The organism is Dokdonella sp., from assembly GCF_044227025.1.
Taxonomy (GTDB): Bacteria; Pseudomonadota; Gammaproteobacteria; order Xanthomonadales; family Rhodanobacteraceae; genus Dokdonella_A.
The window spans coordinates 405,051-416,533 of record NZ_JBGAFX010000004.1; the positions used below are offsets into that span (position 1 = coordinate 405,051).

5 protein-coding genes are annotated in these 11,483 nt (G+C 68.1%); 1 reads left to right on the forward strand and 4 read right to left on the reverse strand.

Going from position 1 to position 11,483, the window contains the following annotated elements; translation table 11 throughout:
* Nucleotides 1-7 precede the first annotated feature (7 nt).
* The 3 genes from ACILRJ_RS12190 to ACILRJ_RS12200 form a co-directional block, all read right to left on the reverse strand.
* The gene (locus ACILRJ_RS12190; protein WP_395683458.1) at nt 8-2,656 is read right to left on the reverse strand and encodes a protein kinase domain-containing protein; all 2,649 of its coding nucleotides are present in this window, start codon (nt 2,654-2,656) and stop codon (nt 8-10) included.
* On the reverse strand, nt 2,657-4,819 hold the full coding sequence (locus tag ACILRJ_RS12195; protein ID WP_395683459.1) for a RelA/SpoT family protein: 2,163 nt from the start codon (nt 4,817-4,819) through the stop codon (nt 2,657-2,659).
* Nucleotides 4,820-5,317: 498 nt separating this feature from the next.
* A complete protein-coding gene (locus ACILRJ_RS12200; protein WP_395683460.1) occupies nt 5,318-6,502 on the reverse strand; it encodes a hypothetical protein in 1,185 nt (394 codons plus the stop codon).
* A 268-nt stretch (nt 6,503-6,770) separates the two neighbouring features.
* On the opposite strand from ACILRJ_RS12200, the gene ACILRJ_RS12205 reads away from it, so the two are divergent.
* Nucleotides 6,771-7,238 carry a hypothetical protein gene (locus ACILRJ_RS12205; protein WP_395683461.1) on the forward strand — a complete coding sequence of 156 codons (468 nt, stop codon included), beginning with the start codon at nt 6,771-6,773 and terminating at the stop codon, nt 7,236-7,238.
* A gap of 156 nt (nt 7,239-7,394) precedes the next feature.
* On the opposite strand, the gene hrpA is transcribed toward ACILRJ_RS12205, so the two are convergent.
* On the reverse strand, nt 7,395-11,447 hold the full coding sequence (gene hrpA, locus ACILRJ_RS12210; RefSeq protein WP_395683462.1) for an ATP-dependent RNA helicase HrpA: 4,053 nt from the start codon (nt 11,445-11,447) through the stop codon (nt 7,395-7,397).
* Nucleotides 11,448-11,483 lie beyond the last annotated feature (36 nt).

An 11,483-nucleotide genomic window follows, 5' to 3' on the forward strand; every position in this document is an offset into this window, starting at 1 on the left:
TGAGGGTTCAGCCGTGCGTATCCTGCATCACTTGCAGGCGTGCGGACAGCGTTGCGATGCGCGGGTTGGCCGGGCTCAGCGCGCGCGCGGCATCGAGTGCGCGCGTCGCATCGGCACGGCGGCCCTCGCCGAGGCGCGCATCCGCCTGGTCGAGGAAGGCGTTGGCGAGCTTCTCGCTCATGCCGGCGATCGCGGCGTCTTCCGGCGCGATCTGGCGCACGGCGTCGAGCTGGGTACGTGCGCGCTGCGGAGCGCCGTCGGTGAGCGCCTGCGCGAACAGTTTCTTCGCGTGGATCGGCAGGCGCGCGAGTCCGGCCAGCGCCTCGCGGTTGTCGCGGTCGATCGCGAGCGCGGCGCGGTACTTGTCGTAGGCGCTGTCGCCGGGCGGGAGGATCAGGTCGCCGGCAGCGGCGGCGCGTGCGGCATCCCCGAGCAGGCGCTGCACCTGCGCGCTCTGCGCGGGCGTGATCGCGACACGCTGCGCGGCGATGTCCTGGCGTTCGCGCAGTTCGCGCAGGTTGATGCGCGCCGCGCGCAGGTCGGGCGAGTCGGGCGCGAGCTGTGCAGCGGAATCGAGCAGCTTGCCGGCTTCGTCGGGGTTGTCGCCCTCGATCGCCGCGTTCGCCTGCACGATGAAGGCCTGCGCCACCGCGCGCAATCCCTGCTTCGCGCGCGCGCTCGCCGGATCCTGCTTGAGCACGGCGCGGAACAAGTCGAGTGCGGAATCCTCGCCGCCGGTCAGGTCGCCGGCGCGCACCTGCGCTTCGGCGTGGTCGAGCGTAGCCTCCAGCGCCGCGCGCGCGGCATCGCGCGCCTGTGCGATCTGGCCGAGCAGTTCCGGCAGTCCCGGCCACGACGGCAGGATGCGTGCGATGTCGTCGCTGCGCGCAGTCGCACCGGTCACGTCCTTCGCCGCGAGCGCGCTGCGCGCCTGCACGGCGAGGGCATCGGCGGTCCTGCGCAGGCCGGCCTGGGCGAGCGCATTGTCCTTGTCGCCGTCGAGCACGCGCTGGTACAGCGTGGCCGCGCCATCCGCGCCGATCAGGCGTCGCGCGTCGAGCGCGGCGCGCGCCTGCTCGAGCATCTGCGCGGTCGCGTCGCCCTTCGATTCGCGTTGCCGGAGCGTCTGCTCGACGCGGTCGATGTCGGTGCCGCCACCGAGGAGCTCGCGTGCATCGTCGAGCAGGCCGCGTGCCGCGACCGCGTCTTCGCGTGCAAGGGCGGCCTCGGCCTGTTCGATCAGCTTGCGACCGACCACGTCGAGACCGCGCCGCGCGATGTCGTTGTCCGGATCCTGTGCGCGCGCGGCGAGAAACAGCTCGCGCGCGCTGTCGCCCTGGTTGCCGACCAACTGGCCGGCATCGAGCGCGCGCTGCGCGCGCGCGAGCGTGTCGTTGAACTCGGTGTGCGGCAACAGCTGGCGCAACGCGTCCTGCCGGTGCCAGGCCGCGAAACCAGCGCCGAGCAGCAACGCGGACGCCAGCAGCACGCCGACCCCGGCACGACGACGTGGCTTGCGTGCCTCGCGCGCGAGCGGTGCATCGCGGTCGGCGCGCATCGGCTCGGCGTCGAGCGTGGCGGCGATCTGGTCGATGCGCCCGATCGCCGGCTCGGCGCGTTCACGCGCATCGGCCGTGAACATCGGTGCCGACGCAATCGGTGGCGTCTCGCTGGAGCGCATCGACGGCCACGATTCGCCTTGCCGGTCGTCCTCGCGGCCGGCGCCGAATGGCGCGAAACCGTCTCGCGGCAAATCGCGTTCGAGCTCCGCGATCGCGGCCGCAACCTCGTTGCCGGTCTGGAACCGGTCTTCCGGTTCCTTCGCGAGCAGGCGGTCGAGCAGGGGTTGCAGCGCCGCGAGCGGACGCGGCAGCTGCGGCACGGGTTCGGTGATGTGCTTGATGCCGACTGCGAGCGAATCATCGGCGTGGTAGGGCACGCGCCCGACCAGCATTTCGTACAGCACGATGCCGAGGCTGTAGAGGTCGGCGCGGCCGTCGATCGGCCGTCCGCGCGCCTGTTCCGGGCTCATGTAGTGAGGCGTGCCGACGATCGCGCCGGTGCGCGTCATGCGCAGGCTTGAATCGCAGGCGCGCGCAATGCCGAAGTCGGTCAGCACCGCCGAGCCGTCCTCGCGCAGCAGGATGTTGTCGGGCTTGACGTCGCGATGGACAAAGCCCTTCTCCTGCGCGTAATTGAGCGCGGTAGCGATCTCGCGCGCGACGCGCAATGCGAAGCCGACGTCGCGCGTGCTGCCGTCCTTCGCCTGCACCACGCCGCCGCCAAGGTATTCCATCGCGATGTAGTGGCAGTCGCCGGCACGGCCGACATCATGCACGCCGACGACGTGGCGATGATGCAGCTTGGCGGCGATACGGGCCTCGCGCAGGAAGCGCTCGCCGAAGTTCTCGTCGACCAGCAACGCCGGCGCCATCACCTTGAGGGCGACTTCGCGTTCGACCGATTCCTGCGTCGCAAGATAGACCGTGGCCATGCCGCCACGGCCCAGCTGACGGAGGATTCGGTAACCGGGAATCTCGATCACGTTCGCGTCTTTTTCACTGTACGCCCGGCCACGCTGGCGGGGCTCGCAAACGGGCTTTCGGGCGGGCGCCCGAGCATAGCACCGGGGCGACCGATAGTCCGTGCCGCGCACTCAGGCAATCCGGCGTGCCTCGATCACGTTAGGCACCGCGAGCAGCTGGCTGAGCAGTCCGCTCAGCTGGTCGAAGCCGCTGACCTTGAGCGCATAGTTCATCTCGACCGTGCCGCGGCGCTCGTCGACGCGCGCGTCGACCGCGATCACATGGGCATTCGCCGCCGCGATCGCGTTGGTGACGTCCTTGTGCAGCCACTTGCGGTCGTAGCCCTTGACCACGATGTCGACCTCGTAGCTTGCCTCGCGCCGCCTGCCCCATTCGACCGCGATCACCCGACTCGCGTCGCGCTCGCGCAGCTTGGCGAGCTGGGTGCAGTCGGCGCGATGCACCGAAACGCCACGACCGCGGGTGATGTAACCGGCGATCGCGTCGCCGGGCAGCGGCTGGCAGCAGCGCGCAAGCTGGTTGAGCAGGTTGCCGATGCCTTCGATGACGATCGCACCGCTGTCGGCGGGCGCGCGATGCGCCGGATGCGGTGCCGGCGCGGGCGTCGACGGCGCGGGTGGCGCACTCAGTTCGTGCAATGCGCGTGCGAGCTGGCCCGTGCTGACGTCGCCCAGCGCAAGCGATTCGAGCAGTTCGTCGTGGGTCTTCAGGTGGAAGCGCTCGGGCAACCCGTCGAGGCCCGGCGGCTGCAGCGCGAGCCGCTTCAACTCGCGTTCGAGCAGCGCACGGCCAGCGGCGAGGTTCTGCGCGAGGTCGACGCGCTTGAACCAGGTACGCACCTTCTCGCGCGCGCGATGCGTGGTCAGGAAGCCGTGCTGCGGCGACAGCCAGTCGCGCTTGGGTTCAATCACCTTGCCGGTGAGGATCTCGATGCGGTCGCCGCTGGCCGGCTGGAAGCCGAGCGGCACGATGCGCCCGTTGACCTTCGCGCCGCGGCAGCGGTGGCCGACGTCGGTGTGGATCGCATAGGCGAAATCGAGCACGGTCGCGCCGCGCGGCAGGTCGATCACCTGCCCCTTGGGGGTCAGCAGGTAGACACGATCCTCGACCACCTCGGTGCGGAAACCCGCGAGCAATGCCGCGTCGTCGTCGGGCGCGTCGCGCGCATCCAGCAGCTGGCGCATCCAGGCGATCTTGCGCTCGAAGCTCGCATCGGCTCCGCCGCCTTCCTTGTAACGCCAGTGCGCCGCCACACCGAGCTCGGCATGGCGATGCATGTCATGCGAGCGGATCTGGACTTCCAGCGTCTTGCCGTCCGGCCCGACCACCGCGGTATGCAGCGACTGGTAGTGGTTGCCCTTCGGGTTCGCGATGTAGTCGTCGAACTCGCCCGGAATGTACGGCCACAAGGTGTGCACGACGCCGAGCGCGGCATAGCAGGCGGCGACATCGGCCACCAGCAGGCGCAGCGCGCGCACGTCGTAGAGCTCGGAGAACTCGGCGCCCTTGCGCTGCATCTTGCGCCAGATCGAATAGATGTGTTTCGGTCGTCCGCCGATCTCGGCCTCGATGCCGGCGCTGCGCAGCGCATCGCCGAGACGCGCCTTCGCGCCGGCGATCCAGCTCTCGCGGTCGCCGCGGCGCTCGTCGAGAAGGTTGGCGATGCGCCGGTACGTGTCCGGCTGCAGGAAGCGGAACGCGAGGTCCTCGAGTTCCCATTTGATCTGCCAGATACCGAGTCGGTTCGCCAGCGGTGCATGGATGTCGGCACACAGGCGCGCCAGTGCACGCTGCTCTGATTCCGGCGCGCGGATGGCCGCGCGCATGCGCACCAGCTGCACCGCGAGCAGGATGAACACGACACGCACGTCGCGGATGATCGCGAGCAACAGGCGGCGAAGGCCCTCGCTGCCGCCGACGCTGCCGTGCGCCGCATACAGCGCCCACACGCGTTCGGCGGCCTGCTGTCCTTCGACCAGTACGCGAACGTCGGGCGGGAATTGCGCCAACACGGCTGCATCGAACGATGGATCGGCCGCCGCCAGCGCGTGCAGCAGGCACGCCGCCTGTGCCTCTTCGCCGACACCGAGTTCGCCGAGCAAGATGATGGTCGCGAGCAGTTCCGGCTGCACCGCGCTCCACGCGAGGGTCGGCGTTTCGCGGGCGAGCGCGAGCCGGCACGCACGCAGGGCAACGCCGTCCGCGGAAACCCTTTCGAGGTGTGTGGTCCAGGACGCCAGCGAGGGCGCGATTTCAATCGACGCATTCACCATGTCGACGCCAGGCCCCAAGGATCGAAGGATCCCATGCCTGATTTGCTCCTGCAATTCGACCCACAGGGATGTGGGAAGTGTTCGCTGGTGCCAGGAGCACCAGCGGACCGACCCACAGGGATGTGGGAAGTGTTCGCTGGTTGCCGGGAGCACCAGCGGACCGACCCACAGGGATGTGGGAAGTGTTCGCTGGTTGCCGGGAGCACCAGCGGACCGACCCACAGGGATGTGGGAAGTGTTCGCTGGTGCCAGGAGCACCAGCGGACCGCCCCACGGGGATGTGGGAAGTCCATCCATGGATCAGCAATTGCTCCTGCATTGCAGGCATTCCGTCCATCCATGGATCAATGCCTGCAATTGCTCCTGCATTGCAGGCATTCCGTCCATCCATGGATCAATGCCTGCAATTGCTCCTGCATTGCAGGCATTCCGTCCATCCATGGACATCAAAAACATCGGCGCCCGCAGGCGCCGATGCAAGCGAATCAGAAACGGCACTCAGGGCACACAGCCCATCCACGAGAAGCTGTCGCCTGGACGGAACCCGAACACGACGTCGTCGCCGACGAATTCATCGCCGGCTTCATGACGCGACACGACCGGATCGGCAATCACCGAAATAGCAGCGGTTGGCTGGCAGGCTGCGGGCGAGCCCCCGCCTGCTTTCTGCCGCACCACTGCGACGTACAGCGACTTCGCCGGGGTGAAGCCCACGTCAAGCGGAATGCGCTCGGAGAGAATGCCATCCGCGCCGACCAGGGAATGGGAGAAATAGACGTCCCCGCCGGAGCAGACGTTGTCGCTCAACGTCGCCGGAAGCTGGCGCAGGAAACAGTACGTGCCGTTTGCGCTCAGATAGGTCGAGTCATAGGCATCGCGGACCGCGATGTCGACCGTGCTTGCCTGTTCCGGACCCTGCGGCGGCGTTGCCGGCGGGAAGTGGCTGTTCGGCGCGCCGTTCGGCACGCCGAAACGGGCGTCGATGCGCGCGAGGTAAATGAAGTTGCTCGTCGTCGAGAGCGTCCACATCGTCGGCGCACGATCACCGTAGCGAGCATCGTTCGGCGAACCGCCAGCCACCGGGCGCACGCCCGCGGCGGCCGCGCACAGCGAATTCTCGCTCGCCACCGGCAGGTTCGGATCCAGATCCCATGTGCACGAATCGTTCGGTACCTGGGTCCAGTCCGCCGCCGACCACGTGAATGCTCGCACCGGCCGCCAGTTGACGAGATTGGCGAACTGCTGGTCAAGCAGGCCTTCCCAGTTGTCGCGGAACAGCATGTCGCCGAAGCCGCTGAAGGGCGAGCGGAGTTCGCCGAGTGGTCCGCGCACCTGACAGGCGAGACTGGTCTCGGTCTGCTGGTTGATCGACAGCACGCCGCCGCTGTAGCCGACCTTGGGGATATCGCCCGCGGTGGGCAGCGTCCAGCGATCATGCTGCGGCTGCATGCTGACCGGGGTCGCAATGGCCTGGCCGACATTTGCGCAGAACACGTAGCCGGGCGTGCCCACCTTGAGCGTGCTGGCCGATCCACCCGCCGTGGTGACGTAGCTGAAACCCGGAGGGATCTGGATGTCGATCGGCTCGCCGTCGTTGATGACAAGACTCGGCGCCGCCGCCGCGGTGGAAACGATCGAAGCGGCGGCGGTTGCAGCCAGCGCGCTTGCAGCAAACTTCTTCACGGAAATCACTTCGGTTTCTCTCACCTTGAGCTGAGGTTCTGGTTCAAATTCAAGCACTCCGCTTGCTATGCGTCGCCTATACGAACCGTGAACGGCTTCGCTCGACCACACCCTTGCACGAGCCGCGGGTCCAAAGCCTGACGTCTCATGCTACACTTGGGCACTGCCGCATTGTACCCCGATGCGTACTCAAGTGCACGTGTTAAGTTCCCGTAAGACAAGGATTTTTGCGGTTACGATCACAGTACGCCCTCCTGCCGAAGAAACCATGCGCCTGATCCCGAGCCTCGCCCTGACCCTGCTCGTCGCCGCCACGGCGGCCAGTGCACAGACTCCGCCGCCAACGCTCGAAGAGCGCATGTCGCAGGCGGAATTCCATGCTGCCGGACTCGACAAGCTGAGCGCCGATGAACTTGCGCAGCTGAATGCGTGGCTGGGCGCCCACGGCGGCGCGACCACCAAGTACGTGACCGCAAGCGGCGCGCCGGTGTTCTATCCGGACTCGGTCGAACGCGAGGCGATCGAGACCCATCTCGTCGGCACGTTCGACGGCTGGAAGGGCCATACCGTGTTCACGCTCGACAACGGGCAGCAATGGCAGCAGGCCGAGTCCGGCTCGTTCAGCTTCCGCGCAACCGACAACGCCAAGGTCAAGATCAAGCCGATGATGCTCGGCAGCTGGCTGATGTACGTGGACACGTGCGGGTGCAGCGTCCGGGTCAACCGCATCAAGTGAGTTCAGGATGAACTCACCCCGTGCGGGCCGTGGATGGCCGATGACACGACGGGGTCCCGTTCCGACTTTGCCTTCATTGCTGCGCTGACAAGCGCGGACGGAAGAACCCGTTCGCGATGAGCGCAGGCGCACCGCGCCGGAGTAGCGGGCGATGTCCTACCCGCGCAGCGCCTCCACCAGCTTCGCCAACCGCTTCGGCGATACCGGTTCCGCGGTGCGGATCTCCTGCGCGAACGTCGAAACGCGCAATTCCTCGACCAGCCAGCGCAGTTCGTCCAGCCGCGCGTCGCCGCCGCGCGTAACGCGCAGCTTCAGGTATTCACGCCAGTACAACTGCACGCCGAGCATGCGCGCCTGGTCGCGCGCCGGATCCTGGCGCAGGCGTTCCGCGCGCAGCTTCATCGCCTTCAGGTAGCGCGGGAACTGCGCCAGGCGGGAGCGTGCGGTGTCACGCAGGAATCCCGGCGCCAGCAGTTCGCGCAACTGTTCTTCTAGGTCGTCGTAGTTCGCGCGCGCGAACCCCATCAGGGGCGGCTGCAGCAGCGGACGCAGTTCCGCGTAGGCGGCGATGATCGCCTCGGCCTGCGCGAGATGCTCGACCGCGACCGGAAACACCTGGCGCGCGATCGTCTCGCGCGCATGCTCGAATGCGACGCGCGTGCGCACGTCCGGATCGAGCGCTGCGAATTGCTCGCGCAAAGCCGCTTCGACGAGATCGACCCGCATTTCATCGACCCCGACGATGGAGCCAAGGGCCAGCGGCGCCGCCGCCACCGCCTGCCCGTTCCCGCCGCGAGGAAGCGCGAGCGAGCGTTGCGCTCCTCGCAACAGGGTAATCTGGTTGGAAATTGGCAGCTGTCGCTGCGCCTGCTTGATGCGGTCGGCCAGCGCGCGTCGCAGCAGGCGTTCGATGCCGCGGCGGTGCTCGGCCAGCGCCTCGTCGCGACGCTCGTACACGCGCAGCGCGACGGTCTCGCCGAGATCGACCAGCGCCGGAAACGCGGTCAGGCCGCCGCTCGACACGATGCTGTCCGGGATGTCCTCGAAGTCGAAGCCGGTCACGTCCTCGCGTGTGAGCTCGACATCGGCGCGGCGCGAGAACGCGACGCGCGCGGCGCCGGTCCACTGCGCCTGGATCGAGGCGAGGTCGCGGCTCTCGGCGAGCACGCGGGCCTGTTCGTCCTCGATGCGGAAGTTCATCGACAGGTGCGCGGGCAACGGAATGCCGTCGAAATCGCCGCCACTGACCACAACGCCGGTCACCCGTTGCAGATAACGCGCAAGCGCGGCGTACAGCGCTTCGTCGCGCGGCGCCTCGGCCTCGGCAAACGCGCGTGCGAAATCCGGCGCCGGCACGAAGTTGCGCCGCAACGACTTCGGCAGGCCGCGAATCGCCTCGGCGACCTTCTCCGCCAGCAGGCCCGGCACCAGCCATTCGCAACGCGCGGCGGGGATCGCGTTGACCAGCGCAAGCGGCACCCGCAAGGTCACGCCATCGGCCGGATCACCTGGAACGAACCGATACGACAGATGCAGCGAGTGCCCGGCGACCTCGAATTCCACCGGGAACTCGCGCGCGCCGACGCCGGCTTCGACACCAAGCACGTCGGCGAGCGACCAGTGCACCGCCGCCTGCTCCGCCGGCGTCGCCCTGCGGTACCACGCGTCGAGGGCCGCCGTCGTGCTGATGTCGTCCGGCAACTTGCCGGCGAAGAACGCGGCGAGTTCCTCTTCGCCGCGCAGGAGACCGCTGCGGCGGCGCTTCGCCTCGATCTCGCGCGCTTCGGCGAGTACGCGCGCATTCGCGCGCACGAAGTCCGCGCGCGCATCGATCTCGCAACGCGCGAGCGCCTCGGTGACGAAGATCCGGTGTGCGAGCGGCACGTCCTGCTTGCCGAACTGCACTGCGCGCTTCTCGACCAGGGTCAGGCCGAACAGCGTCACCTGCTCGAACGCGAGCACCGCGCCACGCTTGCGCGACCAGTGCGCATCGCGCCAGCTCCGGCGCACGAGGTGCGCGGCCTGCTGTTCGATCCATGCCGGCTCGACGCGCGCGCACAGCATCGCGTAGACCTTGGCGAGATCGAGGATCTGCCCGGAAAGCAGCCACTGCGGCGGCGCCTTCGCAAGGTTCGAGCCCGGAAAGATCGCGAAGCGCCGCTCGCGCGTGCCGCGGTACTGGCCACGCTCGTCCTTGAACCCGACCTGGGTCGGCCAGCCCGACAACAGGCAGCGATGCACCGCTTCGTATTCCAGCGCGCTCAAATCCTCCCCTGCAGGCGGAATTGCCCGTTCCTGCCCGGCGGACACCACTCCCACCCCGCCCTTCCCCTTGAAGGCGATGGAGGAAAGCGGCCACCCCAATTCTTCGGTCTGCACCAGCAACTGCCGATGCAGCTCGCGCCATTCGCGCATGCGCAGGAAAGACAGGAAATGCGCGCTGCACCAGTCGCGCAGTTTCGATTGGGTCAGATCCTCGTGCGCAGTGGCGTATGCGCGCCAGAGTTTCAGCACCGCCACGAAATCCGACTTCGGATCGGCAAACGCCGCATGCGCGGCGTCCGCCTGCTGGCGCGCGTCAGCCGGCCGCTCGCGCGGGTCCTGGATGCTGAGGAACGAAGCCAGCACCAGCAGTTCGCGCAACACGCCGCGCGACTGCGCCTCGATCAGCATGCGCCCGAGCGCGACGTCGACGGGCAGTTTCGCCAGCGTCTGCCCAAGCGGCGTCAGGCGCTTTTCCTCATCCACCCCACCGAGCTCGGCAAGGCGCCGATAGCCGTCGCCGATCGCGCGCTCGGACGGCGCCTCGACGAACGGAAACTCCGCCGGATCGCCGAGCTTGAGCGCGAGCATGCGCAGGATCACCCCGGCGAGCGAGGAACGCAGGATTTCCGGATCGGTGTAGCGCGCGCGTTGCGCGTAGTCGTCCTCGTCGTACAGGCGATAGCAGATGCCGGGACCGACGCGCCCGCAACGCCCCTTGCGCTGGTCCGCCGCTGCCTGCGAGATCGGCTCTATGTGCAGTCGCTCGAGCTGGCTGCGCGGGCTGTAGCGCTTCACGCGCGCGCTGCCGGTATCGATCACGTAGCGGATGCGCGGCACGGTCAGCGAGGTTTCGGCAACATTGGTCGCGAGCACGATGCGTCGCTGCGGGCCCGGCTTGAACACCCGGTCCTGTTCCGCGGCCGACAGGCGCGCATACAGCGCAAGTACTTCGGTCTCGCGGTACTTGCGCCGCGACAGTGCGAGGTGCACGTCGCGGATCTCGCGCTCGCCGGGCAGGAACACCAGCACGTCGCCGCGCGGATCCTCGCGCGTGATCTCGTCGGTGACCAGTACGACCTGCTCCGCGAGGGAAAGGGCGGAAAGGGGGTCAGAGTCACTTTTCCGACGGGCATCGATCTTCTGATCAGTATCGGAAAAGTGACTCTGACCCCCTTTCCCGCGCCATCGCACCTCGACCGGGTACGTGCGCCCTTCCACCTCGACCACCGGCGCGCCGCCGAAATGCTGCGCGAAGCGCGCAGTGTCGATCGTCGCCGAAGTCACGATCAGCTTGAGATCGGGCCGCTTCGCCAGCAATCGCTTCAGGTAGCCGAGCAGGAAGTCGATGTTGAGGCTGCGTTCGTGCGCCTCGTCGAGGATGATCGTGTCGTACGCGGACAGCCACGGATCGCCCTGCGTTTCGGCCAGCAGGATGCCGTCGGTCATGAACTTGATCAGCGACCCGTCCGAAACCTGGTCGGTGAAGCGCACCTGGAAGCCGACCAGCCTGCCGACTTCGCTGCCGAGTTCGGACGCGACCCTGCGCGCGACTGATCGGGCCGCGATGCGGCGCGGCTGGGTGCAGCCGATCATCCCGGCGACACCGCGGCCGGCTGCCAGACAGAGCTTGGGCAACTGCGTCGTCTTGCCCGACCCCGTCTCGCCGGCGAGCACGACGACCGGGTGCTTGCGGATCAGTGCAACGATCTCGTCCGCGCGCGCGGTGATCGGCAGCGACTCGTCGAGGCGTACCTCGGGCAGCAGCGCCGCACGCGCAGCGCGCCGTGCCGCCGACGCCTCGATCGCGACGCGCAAGGACTCGACCTCCTTGTCCGGCGGCGCCGGGCGTATGCCGGACAGCCGGCGCCAACGCGCCAGCAGGCGACCGTGATCGCGCGACAGGACGCCGTCGAGCGCGCTGCGCAATGAATCGAGATTCGACATCGGGTACCGGAAACCGGGCGGGACGCGCCGGTGCTG